The 16,591-nt window shown below is 75.2% G+C and carries 12 protein-coding genes; 5 read left to right on the plus strand and 7 right to left on the minus strand.

All coding sequences use genetic code 11. The features are described from left to right. Positions 1 to 828: hypothetical protein (locus B5D80_RS19390; RefSeq protein ID WP_144081710.1), on the minus strand; the 828-nt coding region annotated here is incomplete at its 3' end. A gap of 81 nt (positions 829 to 909) precedes the next feature. On the opposite strand from B5D80_RS19390, the gene B5D80_RS19395 reads away from it, so the two are divergent. Continuing rightward, positions 910 to 1,419, plus strand: coding sequence for an NUDIX hydrolase (locus tag B5D80_RS19395; protein WP_088645315.1), 510 nt, complete (start codon positions 910 to 912; stop codon positions 1,417 to 1,419). Between the two features lie 9 nt (positions 1,420 to 1,428). Here B5D80_RS19395 and B5D80_RS19400 read toward each other — a convergent pair whose 3' ends face one another. The 5 genes from B5D80_RS19400 to B5D80_RS19420 form a co-directional block, all read right to left on the minus strand. After that, on the minus strand, positions 1,429 to 3,633 hold the full coding sequence (locus B5D80_RS19400) for a glycosyl hydrolase family 95 catalytic domain-containing protein (protein ID WP_088645316.1): 2,205 nt from the start codon (positions 3,631 to 3,633) through the stop codon (positions 1,429 to 1,431). Beyond that, entirely contained in the window at positions 3,630 to 4,688 is a 1,059-nt protein-coding gene (locus B5D80_RS19405) for a LacI family DNA-binding transcriptional regulator (RefSeq protein ID WP_088645317.1), read from the minus strand. The genes B5D80_RS19400 and B5D80_RS19405 overlap by 4 nt, the downstream gene beginning before the upstream one ends. Then, a complete protein-coding gene (locus B5D80_RS19410) occupies positions 4,685 to 7,159 on the minus strand; it encodes a beta-glucosidase family protein (RefSeq protein ID WP_088645318.1) in 2,475 nt (824 codons plus the stop codon). Before B5D80_RS19410 ends, B5D80_RS19405 begins: the two co-directional genes overlap by 4 nt. A gap of 235 nt (positions 7,160 to 7,394) precedes the next feature. Continuing rightward, complete coding sequence (locus tag B5D80_RS19415; RefSeq protein ID WP_088645319.1) at positions 7,395 to 8,615, minus strand: ROK family transcriptional regulator; 1,221 nt, start codon at positions 8,613 to 8,615, stop codon at positions 7,395 to 7,397. Positions 8,616 to 8,822: 207 nt separating this feature from the next. Continuing rightward, positions 8,823 to 11,159, minus strand: coding sequence for a TIM-barrel domain-containing protein (locus tag B5D80_RS19420; RefSeq protein WP_088645320.1), 2,337 nt, complete (start codon positions 11,157 to 11,159; stop codon positions 8,823 to 8,825). 156 nt (positions 11,160 to 11,315) lie between these two features. Between B5D80_RS19420 and B5D80_RS19425 the strand changes: the two genes are divergently transcribed. Both B5D80_RS19425 and B5D80_RS19430 read left to right on the plus strand, forming a co-directional pair. Then, the gene (locus B5D80_RS19425) at positions 11,316 to 13,409 is read left to right on the plus strand and encodes a beta-galactosidase (RefSeq protein WP_088645321.1); all 2,094 of its coding nucleotides are present in this window, start codon (positions 11,316 to 11,318) and stop codon (positions 13,407 to 13,409) included. Positions 13,410 to 13,419: 10 nt separating this feature from the next. Then, the gene (locus tag B5D80_RS19430) at positions 13,420 to 14,706 is read left to right on the plus strand and encodes an O-antigen ligase family protein (RefSeq protein ID WP_245854773.1); all 1,287 of its coding nucleotides are present in this window, start codon (positions 13,420 to 13,422) and stop codon (positions 14,704 to 14,706) included. 5 nt (positions 14,707 to 14,711) lie between these two features. On the opposite strand, the gene B5D80_RS19435 is transcribed toward B5D80_RS19430, so the two are convergent. Next, a complete protein-coding gene (locus B5D80_RS19435; protein WP_088645322.1) occupies positions 14,712 to 15,362 on the minus strand; it encodes a LysE family translocator in 651 nt (216 codons plus the stop codon). Between the two features lie 122 nt (positions 15,363 to 15,484). Here B5D80_RS19435 and B5D80_RS19440 point away from each other — a divergent pair, with 122 nt between their 5' ends. Beyond that, positions 15,485 to 16,033: a GNAT family N-acetyltransferase gene (locus B5D80_RS19440; RefSeq protein ID WP_088645323.1), complete on the plus strand. Its 549-nt coding sequence runs from the start codon at positions 15,485 to 15,487 to the stop codon at positions 16,031 to 16,033. Positions 16,034 to 16,114: 81 nt separating this feature from the next. Next, the gene (locus B5D80_RS19445) at positions 16,115 to 16,591 is read left to right on the plus strand and encodes a DnaJ family domain-containing protein (protein WP_088645324.1); all 477 of its coding nucleotides are present in this window, start codon (positions 16,115 to 16,117) and stop codon (positions 16,589 to 16,591) included.

Below are 16,591 nucleotides of genomic sequence, written 5' to 3' on the forward strand. Positions count from 1 at the left end.
CTGCGCCGCGGCCTCGGCCTGCCGGGCCTGGTCGGCGGCGGCGGTGGCGTCGGCGCGGGCCGCCGCGGCGTCGGCGTGCGCCTGCCGGGTCTCCTGGCGGGCGGCGGTGGCATCGGCGACGGCCCGCTGCGCGTCGGCGGCGTGCCGGGCGGCGTCGACGCGGGCGGCGTCCCGGTCGACGGTCAGGTCGGCGGCGAGCTGCCGGGCGGTGTCCCGTTCGGCGCGCAGGGTCCGCAGCTCGTGGCGGGCGGCGTCGCGGTCCCGTTCGGCCTGCACCCGCAGCGCCTGGGCGGCGGCCGAGTCCCGGCGGGCCGTATCGGCGGCGGTGAGCGCCTGGTCGGCCTGCTCCTGGGCGGCGGCGGCGCGGGCGTCGGCCTGCTCGGCGCGGTGGTGCGCCGCGTCGGCTGAGGCGAGCGCGGCCCGGGTCTCCTGCCGGGCGCGGGCGGTGTCGGCGGCGGCCGTCTCGGCGGCCTCGCGGGCCTCGTCGCGGGCGGTGTGCGCGGCGGCGACCTCGGCGGCGGCGTCGGCGCGGGCCTGGGCGAGCTGCCGCTGCACCCCCGCCGGGGACAACTCGGCGTGCAACGCCTCGGTGAGGGTTTCCACCACCTGGTCGAGCCGGTCGACGACCTCCCAGGTGCGGGCCACCTGACCGGGCAGGCCGGGGGCGTTGCGGTGACGCATCCGCGAGTTGCGCGACGCCCGCTGGCAGGCACCGTCGTTGTCCCGGCAGTACCGGAACGGGCGTCCCGCGCCGGCACGTTGCGGCACGTCACGTCCACAGTGCGCGCAGGGACGCAGGTCGGCGGGGGTGGTGGGCTGCGGGTCCATCGACGGGGAAGTCTAGAGGCTGCCCGGGCGCGCCCCCACCACCGGTACGACCCGCGCCGCCGGGACCGTTACGGTGGGTCGGTGGCCGTCTCCCCGTACATCGTGAAGTTGCGCGCCCACGTCGGACACGACCTGCTGCTGCTACCCGGGGTGACCGGGGTGGTCCACGACGACGCCGGTCGGGTGCTGCTGGCCCGCCGTAGCGACAACGGCCGCTGGTCGCTGCCGGCCGGCGTCGTGGACCCGGGTGAGCAGCCCGCCGACGCGGTCGTGCGGGAGGTGTGGGAGGAGACCGGGGTCCGGGTCGTCGTCGACCGGATCGCCGGGGTCGCCACCCACCCGGTGGTCTACCCCAACGGCGACGCCTGCGAATACCTCAACGTGTGGTTCCGGTGCCGGCCGGTCGGTGGGCGGCCCCGCGCCGACGGCGACGAGTCCACCGAGGTCGCCTGGTTCGCCCCCGACGCGCTACCGGAGCTGGACGAGTGGGCGCGGCTGCGGTTGGACACCGCCGCCGCCCCCGACGACGCCCCCTGGTACGCGCGCCCCGGGCAGCGGCATCCCGCCCTGTGCCGGCCCGACGCGCTGTGACCCGGCGGGTCACCGGCGGTGGGTCACCCGCACCGGGATGCCCGCCGGCAGGTCGCAGCCGGTGTCGCCGTAGGGGCTGCGGACCCGGATCCGTTGGCTGGTCGCGGCGACCAGCCGGGCGGTGACCCGAGCGTCGTCCCAGGTCAGCTCGTCGACGGTGAGCCGGCCCCGGCAGGTCACCCCACGCAGCACCCCCCGTGGCAGGCCCGGCGGCAGTGCCGGCAGCAGCCGCAGCAGGCCCGGTCGGGACTGCACCAGCGCCTCGATCAGCACCGCCGGCAGGGTGTGCGCCGCGTCGGCGTTGTAGGTCACCCGGCCCGGGTTGTGGGCGCTCATCAACGACCGGAAGAACATGTCCGCCGCGACGATCCGCCGCAGGTACGTCCCGACCAGCGGCCCGTCGCCGAGCCGGGCGGCCACCAGGGCCCGGTGCAGGGTGCCGTGGGCGGAGCCGTCCTCGTCGCCGCGGACGGTCAACGCCCGGTGCGCCGCCGCCGCCAGCTCCGGGGTGTCGTCGGGGTCGATCTCCCCGGTCGGCCACACCGGGTAGAGGTGGCTGACGTGCCGGTGGTCGTCGTCGGGGCGGTAGCCGGGCCACGCCCACTCGGCCAGCGCGCCCCGCGCGTCGACCCGGTAGCCGGGCAGCCGGTCCCGGACCGCCGCCCACCGCTGCGACCCGGTCACCTCGGCGGCGACGGCCATCGCGTGCCGGGCGGCGGCGACGTCCATGGTGGCGTTCACGGCGACCGGCACCGGCCAGCCGGTGCCGTCGAGGGGACCGGTCTCCGGCGAGTACGACGGCACCAGCGCCGGCTGCCCGTCGACGTCGGTGAGCACGTCGGTGAAGAAGTCCGCCACCTCGGCCAGCCACCCCGCCACCTCCCCCAGCGGTTCCCCGGTCACCTGGTGGTGTTCGTACAGCGGGTGCAGCAGCCAGTGCGCGCCGGCCAGCCACGCGGTGAACGGCCAGTGCGGGTGGACGTGGAACAGGTGTCCGTGTTCACCGTCGGTGCGGCTGGGCGCCAGCAGGCCCCGCGCCCCGTAGACGGCGTGGGCGTTGTCCCGCCAGTGCCCGACCTGGGCGCGGACCAGCCGGGCGTGCGCGGCGGTCACCTCCGGCAACGCGCCGACGTTCGCGCCGGCCAGTTGCAGGTTGAGGTTCGCGTCGGTGGTGAAGTCCCCCGCCCAGGCCGCGTCCCAGGAACCCGTCCAGATGCCGGTCAGCCGGGGCGGCAGCACCCCGCTGGCGCTGAACAGCAGGTACCGGCCGGCGTGGAACAGCCGTTCCAGCAGCGCCGGGTCCAACCGGTCACCGGCGGTGGCCTGCCGGGCGAGCAGCGCACCCACGGGCAGGTCCCGGTCCGCCGCCGGCACCGCCAGATCCAGGTCGACCCGCCGGTAGGGGCCGGTGTGCCGGGTGGCGTGCCGGGCCAGCAGCGTCGGGTAGTCGGCCGGGCCGTCGGCGAGTCGCCGCTGCTGCGCGGCGGTGGGCCACGCCGCGGTGGCGGTGCGTTCCAGGGCGGTGGTCAGCAGCGCCGGCCCGCGTACCAGCACCCGGTCACCTGCGGGTTCGGCGTCGCCCCGGACCAGGGTCACCGCCTCGAAGCCGTACGCGCCGCCGACGTCGGGGTAGCGGCCCCGCATCCGCAGGAACACCAGCCCGTCGTGGCGGTAGGCGGTGGTGTCGTAGTGCACCGTGTCGGGGCGGCCGGGCAGGTCACCTGTCGCCCCGACGACACAGTCGCCCTGGTCGAGGTGGGTGACGACCAGCCGGTCGGCGCGGGAGACGAAACTGCGTCGCCGCCGCCCGGACCACCGCACCACCACCTCGCCGGTGGTGAAGTCGGTGTGCCGCCGGTAGTCGTGCACCGTCGCCGCGGGGGCGTCGACGGTCAGCGCGAACCCCGGATGGTAGGACTGGGTCCACGCCAGGTCCCGGCCGCCGGTGAGCAGTTCACCGGCCTCGGCGCGGCGGCCGGCGAGGACCAGTTCCCGGATCCGGGGCAGCAGTGCGGCCAGTTGCGGGGCCCGCGCGTCGTGGGTGCCGTTGGGCAGCACGAACCGGTGGTGGTTGACCACCAGCCGTTCGGCGTGCGGGTCGCCGGGGACCATCAGGCCGTACTCGCCGTTGCCGGTGAGGAAGGCGTCGGTCCAGTCGACGGCCGGTGCGTCGTCCCAGATCCGGTGTGCCGACGGGGGTGGCCCGCCGGTCACCTGGGGGTCCGGGCCGTCGGCGCGGCGGTGCTGTCCCGGATGGTCAACCGGGGTGGCAGCAGGGTCACCTCCGGCACCGCCTCGTCGTGCAGTTTGCGCATCAGCAACGCCACCGCCTGCCGGCCGATCTCCTCGGCGGGCACCGGCACCGAGGTGATCCGGGGTGCGGCCTGTTCGGCGAACTGGTCGGGGCAGATCGCCACCACCGACATGTCCTGCGGCACCCGCCGTCCCAGGGTCGGCAGGCAGGCCAGGACCGGCCCGACGGCCGCCTCGTTCTGCACCACCAGCGCCGACAGGTCGGGATGCCGGTCGAGCAGGTCGGCGAGTTCCTGACGGATCGCGGCGGGCCCCTCCTCGAAGGGTTGGGTGACGACGGTGACGCCGTGCCGGTCGGCGGCGGCGGCCACCCCGGCGCGGGTGCGGTGGGCGAAGCCGGTGCCCCGGTCGTAGACGGCGGCGGGGGCGCCGAGCAGCGCCACCCGGTGGTGCCCGAGCCGGGCCAGGTGTTCCACGCACACCTGACCGGCGCGGTGGAAGTCCAGGTCCACACAGGTCAGGCCGGTCGGGTCGGCGGGGACGCCGATCAGGACGCTGGGGCGGGTCAGGTCCCGCAGCAGCGGCACCCGCGAGTCGTCCAGTTCGACGTCCATCACCAGCATCCCGTCGACCATGGCGCTGCCGGCGATGCGGCGCAGCCCCGACGGTCCCTCGTCGGAGGTGACGAGCAGGACGTCGTGGTCGAACCGGCGGGCCGTGGTGACCACCGCGATGGCGAACTGCATCACCACCGGCACCTGCATGCCGGCGCGCAGCGGCAGGACCAGGGCGATGGTGTTGGCGCGTCGGCTGGCCAGCGCCCGCGCCCCCGCGTTGGGGTGGTAGCCCAGTTCCCGGATGCTGGCCAGCACCCGGGTGCGGGTCACCTCGGAGATGGCCCGTTTGCCGCTGAGCACGTACGACACGGTGCTGACCGCCACCCCGGCGTGCCGGGCGACGTCGACGATGGTGACCTGGTCGGGCGACTTGCGGCTGCGCCCGGGTCCGCCGGTCACCGGGTACCGCCGGCGGCCACCGCCGGGCGGGGCCGCGGCGCGGCGGCGCGGGTGCGCACGGTCACCGCGCCGACGGCGCGGATGTCGCGGGCGGAGCGGCCGACCAGCAGGGTGTGGGTGGCGTCCTCCAGCACCGGTCCGCCGCGCTGCTCGTCCCACCAGGTCAGGTCGTCGGCGCGCAGCCGCAGGGTGACCGTGCGCCGCTGGCCGGGGGCGAGGGTGACCCGGGTGAAGTCGCGGAGCTGCCGCAGCGGCTGCTTGACCCGGGAGCGGCGCTGCCGGGTGTAGAGCTGCACGATCTCCTCGCCCTCCCGGTCGCCGGTGTTGGTGACCTCGACGCTCACCTCGACCTCGTCGCCGGCGCTGACCGTCGGCGAGTCCACCCGCAGGTCAGCGTAGTCGAACCGGGCGTAGCTGAGACCGTGGCCGAACGGGTACAGCGGCTCGCCCCGGTAGTAGAGGTAGGTGCTGTCCGCGCCGATCACGTCGTAGTCGAGCAGGTCGGGCAGGTCGGCGGCGTCGGGGTACCAGGTCTGGGTGAGCCGGCCGCCGGGGTCGGCGACGCCGAGCAGCACCTGCGCCAGGGCGGTGCCGTGTTCCTGCCCGCCGTGCGCCGACCACAGCACCGCCGGCAGGTGCTCGTGCGCCCAACCCACCGCGTACGGGTAGCTGCTGGTGAGCACCAGCACGGTCTGCGGGTTCGCGGCGTGCACGGCGCGCAGCAGCCGCTCCTGCCCGGCAGGCAGGGCCAGGTCGACGCGGTCCTCGGTCTCCCGGCCGTTGACCATCGGGTGGTTGCCGAGGACGACGACGGCCACGTCGGCGGAGTCGGCCAGCGCGGCGGCCTCGGCGGCCCCGTCGGCGACGAGTTCGACGGTGAACGCGGTGGCGGTGTCCGGGTCGGTGGCGTCGGCGCGCAGCCGCCCACCCTCGTCGACCCGCACGTACGCGTCGGTGGCGAGGTGGTGCAGCAGGGCGGTGCCGTCGGGGCGGTGCCGGAAGCGGAAGGTTTCCCGCACGATCCAGCCGCCCGGTCCGGGGCGGTCGTTGGCCAGTGCCCCGTCGTCGGCGGCGCCGACGTGCCGGCCGTTGGCGACGGCGCGCAGCGCCACCACGTCCTGCCCCCAGTCGAACACGTCGAACCAGGTGCCGTCGCGGCCGTCGTCGGCGGTCAGCGGTCCACCCTCGGAGGAGCGGGGGCAGCGGACGTACCGGTCGCCGACGCGCAACGCGATCCGGTCGGCCCCGCAGTGGTGGGTGACGGTGGGCAGTTCCCGGGCCAGGCCCTCCCGGACGGTGACCGCGTACGGCAGGGTGCCGCTGTACCAGTCCTCGTGGACGGTGTCGGCGAGCGGGCCGAGGACCGCGACCCGGGGTGGGGTGCGGGTGGGCAGTGGCAGCAGCCCGTCGTTGTCGAGCAGCACGATCGACTGGCGGGCGGCCTCGCGGGCCAGGTCCCGGTGGGCGGGGCTGTCGAGCGCGTCGGGGGAGACGCCGGCGAACGGGTCCTGCCCGGGTGGGTCCAGGTCGCCGAGGCGGATGCGGACGGTGAGGATGCGGCGGACCGCCCGGTCCACGTCGGATTCGTCGACGAGTCCCCGCTGGAGGGCTTCGGTGATGCGTCGGACGGTGGGTGCGCTGTCGGTGTCGTCCTCGGTGAAGTTGTCGATGCCGGCGCGCAGGGCGGCGGCGAAGCCGGTGACGTGGTCGGGCAGGTGGCCCTGCACGCCGGCGATGTTGGTGACCGCCCCGGCGTCGCCGACGACCATCACCTCGTCGGTGGTCCACCGGCGCAGTTCGTCGTTCAGCAGCGGGCTCAGGTGCGCGGGTACCCCGTCGACCAGGTTGTAGGAGGCCATCACGGCGACCGCCGCGCCGGCGGCGAGGGGGGCGCGGAACGCGGGCAGTTCGTATTCGTGCAGGACCCGGGGTGGCAGGTCGCTGGAGGTGGTGGCCCGGTCGGTCTCGTTGTTGTAGCCGAGGAAGTGCTTCACCGTCGGGGCGGTGCGCAGCCGGTGGGGGTGGTCGCCGCGCAGCCCGGTCGCGTAGGCGGTGGCGAGCCGGCCGGTGAGCCACGGGTCCTCCGACCAGCCTTCCTCGTTGCGGCCCCAGCGGGGGTCGCGCAGCGGGTTGACCACCGGCGCCCACACGTTGAGTCCGACGCCGGCCGGGTCGGCCTGGTGTTTGACCCGCACCTCGGTGCCGACGGCGTCGCCGACGGCCCGGACCAGGTCGGGGTTCCAGCTGCTGGCCAGGCCGACGACCTGCGGGAAGACGGTGGCCGGGCCGAGCCAGGCGACCCCGTGCAGCGCCTCGGTGCCGGTGCGGAAGCCGGGCAGGCCCAGCCGGGGCACGGGGGCCTGCCACTGGTGCAGCAGGCCGATCTTCTCCGGCAGGGTGAGCCGGGCCAGCAGGTCGTCGGCGTGCGCTTCGGGGGACGGTCCGGTGGCGCGGTCGGTGGGGTCGTTCATCTGCGGTTACCTTCCGGTGGCTCGCGGTGAGGCGTCCGGCCGCCGGTCGAAGCGTTTCGACGGCCGTGGTGACGTGCGGCATCGCGGAGTGAGGGTGATGGCGGTCGTCGGCCCGGAGCGGCGAAGCGCTTCGACGACTGCGGAAAACGTGCCGCCCCGGGTGCCCGAACGACGGGGCGGCGGTTCGAGGTTGGCACCTGCGCGTCGGCCGGTCAAGAGGGGACCGGCCCCCGGATCAGCCGGCGGGGAGTCGACCGGCCTCGATGGTGGCCAACGCGGCGGTGGCGCCGCCCAGCGCGGTGGCGGCGGAATCCAGCGTGGAGGCGTCGAGGCGGCAGCCCCCGGCCTGCGGGGCGAGGGTCCGGGCGACCAGTTCCGCGCGGGCCGTCGGCAGCAGCCACGGCGCGAGGGTGGCGAAGTGCCCGCCGACCACGATCGCCTCCGGGTTGAGCAGGTTCGCCAGGACCGACGCCCCGTGCCCGAGCTGTCGACCGATCTCGGCGAGCCCCGCCAGCACGGCCGGCTCCTCCTGCCGGGCCGACGCCACGATCCGGTCGAGTTCCGGCAGGTAGTCGGTGACCGGGCCGTCCCGGGTGGCGTCGGGCAGCAGGCGGGCCACCACGGCCGGCAGCGCGGTCGACGCGGCCAGGCAGCCGCGTCGACCGCACGGGCACGGTGGCCCGGCCGGGTCGAGGCAGAGGTGGCCGAGTTCACCGGCGTGGCCCCGGCCGCCGCGCAGCAGCCGGCCGCCGGCGAGCACCCCCGCGCCGACGGAGAGCCCGCCGGTGACGTGGACCAGGTCGGTGGCGCCGGCGTACGCGCCGTGCCGCTGCTCGGCCAGCACGGCGAGGTTGGCGTCGGTGTCCACCGTGACGGTGAACCCGGTCTCGCGCAGCGCGGCCCGCAGGTCGGCGGCGAGTGGCACGTCCCGCCAGCCGAGGCCGCTGGCCAGGGGCACCCCGCCGGCGGTGTCGACCAGGCCGGGTACCCCGACGGTGAGGCCGAGCACGGTGCGGCCCTGCCCGGTGACCCGGCCGATCGCGCGGCGGGCCAGGGTGACCAGCGCCCGGACGGTGTCGGCGGGGGAGACGGTGGGGGCGGGGAACGCCCGCCGCCAGGTGAGCAGCCGGTTGCCGCCCGGGTCCACGGCGACCACCACCAGGTCGTCCGCGCCGATCTGCAGGCCCAGCGCCGCGTACGGGGCGCCGTCGAGGACGAGCATGGTGGCCGGCCGGCCGACCCGGTTGCCGGTCAGCCCGGTCTCGCGGACCAGCCGCCTGTCGAGCAGCTCGGTGACCAGGCTGGACACGGTGGCCTTGTTGAGCCCGGTGGCGGCGGCGATGTCGGCCCGGGAGCAGGGGGCGTGCAGGCGGACGTGCCGCAGGACCACGGCCCGGTTGGCCACCCGGACGTCGCCCAGGTCGGTCGGCTGCGGTTCGTTGTGGATGCTGATCACGGTCTGTCCGCTCCCTGCGCCCGACGGTGGGTGGTGCCGTGCCGGTGCGTCACCGCCCACCGGCCGACCCCGCACGGGCACGCCGGGTCGGCCGGTGGGCGACGCCGTCGGCGGGCCGGTGCGCCGTCGGTACGTCTGTTCGGCTGGAAACTCAACTAACTCTAGCGGCACGTCCGGAGCCCGGACAGCCACCCGGCCCGGTGGGGGTCAGTCCGGCGGGAACCACGGTGTGAACGGCGTCGCGGTGACCGGTTCGCCGTTGAGCAGCAGCCGGCGCGGGGCGTCGTCGCCGACCACACCCAGCCGGCGGACCCGCAGCGGCCCGTCGGTGCGGACCCGCAGGGTGTCGCCGTCGCGCAACGCCTCCACCACGGTGTCGCCGTCGACGTCGTGCAGCACCGTACGGGCGTCCACACCGCCCCAGCTGACCAGGGTGACGTCGTCGAACGGGCCGTCGCCGACGGTGCCTGAGGCCGCGACGAGCGGTACCAGCGCGCCGTGCCTGACGAACAGCGGCAGCCGGTGCAGCGGCACCACCACCCGCAGGTGCCGGCCGCCGCCGTGCCGTTCGCCGGTGCCGACGTCGATCCAGTCGTCGCCGGTGGGCAGGTAGACGGCCCGCCGCCCGGACGGGTCGGTGACCGGGGCGACGAGCAGGTCGGTGCCGAGCCGGTACTGCAGGTCGGTGGTCCACGCGGTCGGGTCCTCGGGGGTGTCGACGAGCAGCGCCCGCATCATCGGCGCGCCGGTGCGTGCCGCCTCCACCGCCGCCGACCACAGGTACGGCATCAGCCGGTAGCGCAGCCGCAGCGCGGCGACCGCGTCGCGTTCGGCCTCGGCGGGGAAGTCCCAGGGCAGCCGGCTGGTGGTGCCGTGCAGCCGGACCAGCGGCGACAGCGCCCCGAACTGGGTCCACCGCACGTACAGGTCCGCCTCGGGGGTGCCGTGGAAGCCGCCGGTGTCGTGACTCCAGAACGGCACCCCGGACAGCCCGTGCGACAGGCCGCCGCGCAGGGTGCTGGCCAGGCCGGGCCAGGTGGCGTTGACGTCGCCGCTCCACTGCGCGCTGTGCCGCTGCCCGCCCAGGTACGACGAGCGGGCCCACACCGTGCGGTGCCCGGCGACCTCCTCGGTGAGGTCGGCGACGATGTCGTTGAACAGCAGGGTGTAGACGTTGTGCAGTTCGACGCCGGTCGTGCCGTTGTGCGCCACCGCGTCGGCCGGCACCGCCTCGGCGAAGTCGGTCTTGAACACCGCCACCCCCTGTTCCAGCAGGGGGCGCAGCAGTGCCCGGAACCAGGCGACGGCGTCGGGGTTGGTGAAGTCGACGATGGCGCTGGCCGGGTAGCTGCCGTGCCACACGTCCGCCACGTACGTGCTGCCGTCGGCGCGGTGCAGGAAGTAGCCGGCGCGCGCCGCGTCGGCGTAGAGCGGGCTGTCGGTCATCAGGTACGGGTTCATCCACAGGCACACCCGGAAGCCCTGCCCGGTGAGGGTGGCCAGCATCCCGGCCGGGTCGGGGAACGCCTCGTCGTCCCAGCGCAGCTCCGACCAGCGGCCGGCGACCTGCCAGTAGCAGTCCAGGTGCAGCACGTCGCAGGGGATGTCGCGGTCCCGGATGCGGCGGGCCCGCTCCAGCACCCGCTGCTGGCTGTCGGGGTAGAACCCGGAGGAGATCCACGCCCCGAAGGCCCACTTCGGCGGCAGGTACGGCCGGCTGGTCAGCTCGTCGAACCGGTCCAGCACCTCGACGGGGGTGGGGCCGGCGAGCACGTAGTAGTCGAGCAGGTCGTCGGGGACGAGGATCTGCACGGCGCTGTGGGTGGACTGGCAGACGTCGAACTGCACCGGCATGCCGCTGTCGACGAGCACCCCGTAGCCCCGGTCGGACAGGTAGAACGGCACGTTCTTGTGGGACCGGTCGGACTCCCCGCCGAAGGCGTCGTAGTTCCACATCAGGACCCGTTGGCCGCGCTTGTCCAGCGGGGTGAACTTCTCCCCGAAGCCGACGAACCGTTCGTCGCCGAACGCCACGAAGCTCTCGTGCCAGGCGACGGGCGCGCCGTCGACGCTGCTGCGGCCGAACGGCAGGGTGCGGCGTCGGCCGCTGATGTCCCGGGTGCCCGGGTCCTGGTCGAGCAGCACCCGCCCGTCGGGGGTGAGGAACCGCAGGTGCCAGGGGTCGAGGCGGATCTCGGCGACGACCGCTCCGGCGTCGATGAGCACGTGGGTGTCGTCCACGGTGATCGCGGCGGGGTGGGGCCGGGGGTGGACCAGGGGCAACGCGCGGGCCGAGCGGCTGCGGGCCTGCGGGTCCTCGGCGAGCCGGACCCGGATCACGCCGTGTCCGGCGGTGTCGACGCGGACCACCAGGCTGCCGCCGTCGGACAGGGCGGCCTTGACGGTGACCCCGTGCTCGTCGGTGGCGACGACCTCGGCCCGGCCGACGGTGGCGACCCCGTCCTCGCCCGGTTCCCGTACGGGCAGGTCGGGCGGGTCGGCCACGAACGTCTCGTACGGGACCAGTGGCGGTCGGTACGGCATCGGCGTCTCCTCGGGAGCGTTTTCCGGCGGTACCGACAGTTTCTTTGCTTTCCCAACGAACTGTCAACGAGCGACTTCGATTGACCAGCGATCAACCCGATTGACATGGGTAAATCGTCTCCATAGTTTGGACGCCTATCAAACAAAGTCGACGGGATGGTGGGTATGTGGGACGACGGGCGGCTCTGCCACGGCGGTGACTACAACCCCGAGCAGTGGCCCGCCGCCACCTGGCGCGAGGACGTCGCCCTGATGCGCCGGGCCCGGATCAACCTGGTCACCGTCGGCGTGTTCGCCTGGTCCCGGCTCGAACCGGCCCCCGGCCGCTACGACTTCGGCTGGCTCGACGAGGTGCTGGACCTGCTGCACGACGGCGGCATCCGGGTCGCCCTGGCCACCCCCACCGCCTCCCCGCCGCCCTGGTTCTCCCTCGCGCACCCCGACGCGCTGCCGGTCACCGCCGACGGCGTCCGGCTGCACCACGGCAGCCGCGACACGTACTGCGCCGCCGCCCCCGCCTACCGGGCCGCCGCCCGGGGCATCGCCGCCACCCTCGCCGCCCGCTACGCCCACCACCCGGCCGTCGCGCTGTGGCACGTGCACAACGAGTACGGCACCACCTGCCACTGCCCGCACGCCGAGGCCGCGTTCCGCCGCTGGCTCGTCGAACGCCACGGCGACCTGGACACCCTCAACGCCGCCTGGGCCACCAGCTTCTGGAGCCAGCACTACACCGACTGGGCGTACGTGAGCACCCCCCGGGCCACCCAGTACCTCGGCAACCCCGGCCAACTGCTGGACTTCCGGCGGTTCTGGTCCGACACCCTGCTCGCCGCGTACGTCGAACAACGCGACCTGCTCACCGCGGCCAACCCGGCGCTGCCGGTCACCACCAACTACGTCCTCGGCGACTGGGTGCCGGTCGACCACGCCCGCTGGGCGGCCGAGGTGGACCTGGTCGCCGTCGACCACTACCCGTCGGCCGTCGACGGCGGCGCCGAGGAACAGACGGCCCTCGCCGCCGACCTGGCGCGCGGCTGGGCGCGACACGGCCGCCGCCGGGCCGCCACCCGACGCGGCGCGGCCCCCGCCGCCGGGCCGGCCACCTGGCTGCTGATGGAGAGCGCCGCCAGCCAGATCCACACCACCGGCCGCTCGCACACCAAGGAACCCGGCCGGATGGCCCGGCACAGCCTGTCCCACGTCGCCCGGGGCTCCCGGGGGGCGATGTTCTTCCAGTGGCGCGCCCCGGCCGGCGGCGCGGAACGCTTCCACTCCGCGCTGGTGCCGCACACCGGCCCCGACACCCGGGTCTTCCGCGAAACGGTCCGTCTCGGCGAGCACCTCGACCGGCTCGCCGAGGTCACCGCCGGCGAGGTGACCGCGTCGGTCGCGTTGGCCTTCGACGCCGCCAGCGGCTGGGCGCTGCGCCACCCAGGGATGCCCTCGACCCTGCTCGACGGGCACGCCGAACTGGCCGCCGCGCACCGGGCGCTGTGGCGGGCCGGGTACGGCTGCGACGTCGTCGTGCCCGGCGACCCGCTCGACCGGCACCGGCTGCTCGTCCTGCCCGCCGTCTACCTGGCCGACGACGCCACCGCCGGCTGGGTCCGCGCCCACGTCGAGGCGGGCGGGCACCTGCTGGTCGGCTACCTCAGCGGGGTCGCCGACCAGCACGGCCGGGTGCACCTCGGCGGCTACCCCGGCGCGTACCGGGACCTGCTCGGCCTGCGGGTGGAGGAGTTCCACCCGCTCGCCGCCGACGAACAGGTGCTGCTCTCCGGCGGCGGGACCGGCCGGGTCTGGTCGGAGACCGTCCACCTGTGCGGCGCCGAACCGGTCGGCACGTACGTCGGCGGCGTGCTCGACGGCCGACCGGCGGTGACCCGGCACCGCATCGGCGACGGCACCGCCTGGTACCTGTCGACCCGGCCCGACGACCGCACCTACCGCCGGCTGCTCACCGAGGTGGCCCGGACCGCCGGCATCGCCCCCGTCTGCCCGGACGCCCCACCCGGCGTGGAGGCGGTGCGCCGCGCCGGCCCGCAGGCGAGCTGGCTGTTCCTGCTCAACCACACCGACCGGCCGCAGCGGGTGCCCGCCACCGGCATCGACCTGCTCACCGACGCCCCCGCCGACGGCACGGTGGTCCTGCCGGCCGGCGGCGTCGCGGTGATCCGCGAGCAATCGGCCCCGATGGCGTCCGTCACAGCCACTCCGCCGATGACCGACCGGACCCCGCCCGCCTAACCTTGCCCCGGTGGGAACGAGGAACACGGCGGCACCGCCCGCGCTGCCGCTCTGGCCGCTGTACCTGATGTTCGCGGCGATGCCGCTGTGGTGGCTGCTCGGCGGCCTCTACCTCGGCTGGACGCTGTTCGGGACGCTGCTGGCGGTGGTCCTGCTCACCCACGGCCGGGTGGCGTGGCCACCCGGCTCCGCGCTGTGGTTCGTCCTCGTCGGTCTCATCGTGGTCAGCGCCACCCGGCTGGAGAAGGCCAGCAGCCTGCTCGTCTACGGCCTGCGGCTGGGCTTCGTCCTCACCGCCCTCGTGGTCTACCTGTACGTCTACACCGCCGCCCGGCAGGGGGCCCGCTGGGACCGGCTGTTCCAGCCCGTGCTGTTCTTCTGGCTGGCGATGGTGGCGCTCGGCTGGGTCGGCGTGCTGGCCCCCCGGCTGGCGCTGACCACCCCGGTGGAGGTGCTGCTGCCCGACGGGCTGGCCGGGCAGCGGATGATCCGGGCGGTCACCCACGTGCACTCCACCGAGTTCAACCCCACCGGCCGCAACCCGTACTACCGGACGGCCGCCCCGTACCCGTACACCAACAACTGGGGTACCGGGTTCGCGTTGCTGGTGCCGTGCGTGCTGGCGTACCTGTCGGCGGTGCGCACCGGGCCGCTGCGCCGGGTGCTGCTGGTGTCCCTGCCGTTGGCGCTGGTGCCGGCGTTCCTCACCCTCAACCGGGGCATGTTCGTCGGCCTCGGGGTGGGCCTGGTCTACCTCGGCCTGCGCGCCCTGGTGCGCGGCGACGTCCGGCTGATCGGCACGATCACCGCCGGGGTGGCCGTGGCCTGGGTGGTCACCCTGGTCGTCCCGGTCGGCGACATGATCATGAACCGGGTAGAGAACACCGACTCGACCCGCGACCGCGCCGACCTGTACCGGCAGACCCTCGACGCCGTCCTGCACTCGCCGCTGCTCGGCTACGGCGCCCCGCGCAGCGCCGACACCACCACCGGCGCGGAACCCCTCGGTACCCAGGGCCAGGTCTGGTTGACCATGTACAGCCACGGCATCCCCGCCCTGCTGACGCTGCTGGCCCTGCTCGTGGTGCTGGTCCGCAGCACCGCCGTCGCGGTGTCCGCGGCCGGCAGGTGGCTGAGCGTGGTGCCGGTGGTCGCCCTCGCCCTCGCCCCGTTCTACGGCTTCACCGACATGAACCTGTCGGTGATGTTCTACGCGATCGGGCTGGCCGTGGCCGCGGTCGACGGCCCGGTGAACCGGGAACTACCGACGGCGGCACCCCGGCCGTCACCGGTCTGAGCGGGTCAGCCGGTCGCCACCGCGGCCCGGGACCGGTCCGCCGCGATCCGCACCGCCATCGCGGCGAGCACGCTGCCGGTCACCCACCGCTGGACCCGCGCCCAACCCGGCCGGCGCACCAGGAACGCCGACACGGAGCCGGCGGTCAGCACGATCAGCGTGTTCACCGTCAACGCGACGGTGATCTGGGTGCCGCCGAGCAGCAGGCTCTGCACCGCCACGTCACCCCGGGCCGGGTCGACGAACTGCGGCAGCAACGACACGTACAGGATGGCGATCTTGGGGTTGAGCAGGTTGGTGAGCAGGCCCATGGCGAACAGCCGGCGCGTTCGGTCCACCGGCAGCTCCTGCGGCGTGAACGCCGAGCGCCCACCCGGGCGCAGCGTCCGCCACGCCAACCACAGCAGGTACGCCGCCCCGGCCAGCTTCACCACCGTGTACAGCGGCGGCACCAGCACGAAGACCGTGGCGATGCCGGCGACGGCGGCGGCCAGGTAGACGCCGAACCCGGCGGCCACCCCGAGCAGCGACACCAGCCCGGCCCGGCGGCCCTGGCTGACCGACCGGGACACCAGGTAGACCATGTTCGGCCCCGGGGTGAGCACCAGACCGAGCGCCACCAGGGCGATTCCCGCCACCGCACCGACCGTGACCATCGCCGCCCCCGTCCCGTCGTCCCCGCCCCGCACCCTACGCCGCGCCGCCGTCCGGCGACGCCCCGTGGTGCCCGACCCCGGCGGGGCTTCCGGACGGGCGGGGCAGCGGCCACACTGCTCAGATGTCTGTGACCCTGCGGGCCGCCCCCACCGTCACCGCACCCGGACTGCTCCTGCGCTGCTGGCGCGACGACGACGTCGACGCGTTGGTCGAGGCGCACCGGGACCCGGAGCTGCGGGCCCGGACCCGTAACCCGCTGACCACCCCGGCACAGGCCAGACGCTGGGTCGACGGCAACCGGCAGGGCTGGGCGGCGGGCCGCCGGTTCAGCTTCGCCGTCTGCGAACCCACCTCCGACGGCGACCGGGTGGTCGGCTGCGTGCTGCTCAAGGACGTGGTGCCGGGCCGCGCCGACGCGGAGGTCGGCTACTGGACGGCCGGACCGGCGCGCGGCCGTCAGGTGGCGCCCCGGGCGGTGGACGCGGTGAGCCGGTGGGCGTTCACCCGGTTCGCCGCGACCGGGCTCGCCCGCCTGGAGTTGCTGCACCAGCTGGACAACCCGGCGTCCTGCCGGGTGGCGGAGAAGAGCGGTTTCCCGTTCGTCGAGGTGCTGCCCGCCCGGCCGCCGTTCCCCCTCGACGGGCACCGCCACGTGCGGCACCACCGCTGAACCCGGGGAATGCCGCCCGCCCCGCGGGCGCTGCACCGGTGACGGCCGGGCGGATACGGTGGCGGGGGAGGTGTCCTGAGGATGGTGGACGCGTGGGAGGCCTCGGTCGAGGCGCAGATCCGCAGCGCCCAGGAACGGGGCGAGTTCGACAACCTGCCCGGCATGGGCAAGCCGATCCCCGGCCGCGACGTCCCCTACGACGAGTCCTGGTGGATCACGAGTTTCCTGGAACGGGAGGCGCTGCCCACCGACCTGCTGCTGCCCACCCCGTTGCAGTTGCGCCGCCGGGTCGAGCAGGTGCCCGACGAGGTCCGTGACCTGCCCACCGAGGAGTCGGTCCGGGAGTTCGTCGGGCTGCTCAACCAGGAGATCGTGGCGTGGCTGCGGTATCCCGCGGGGCCCCGGGTGGCGGTCCGCCCGGTCGACACCGAGGCGGTGCTGCGCCAGTGGCGGGCCCACCGCGCCACCCGTGCCGTCCCCGCTGCGTCCGCTCCGACGCCCGCGCCGCCGGCACGACGCCCCCGGTTCCGCTGGCCGTGGCGGCGACCGCCGGGGTAG

Source organism: Micromonospora wenchangensis (assembly GCF_002210435.1).
Classification (GTDB): Bacteria; Actinomycetota; Actinomycetes; order Mycobacteriales; family Micromonosporaceae; genus Micromonospora; species Micromonospora wenchangensis.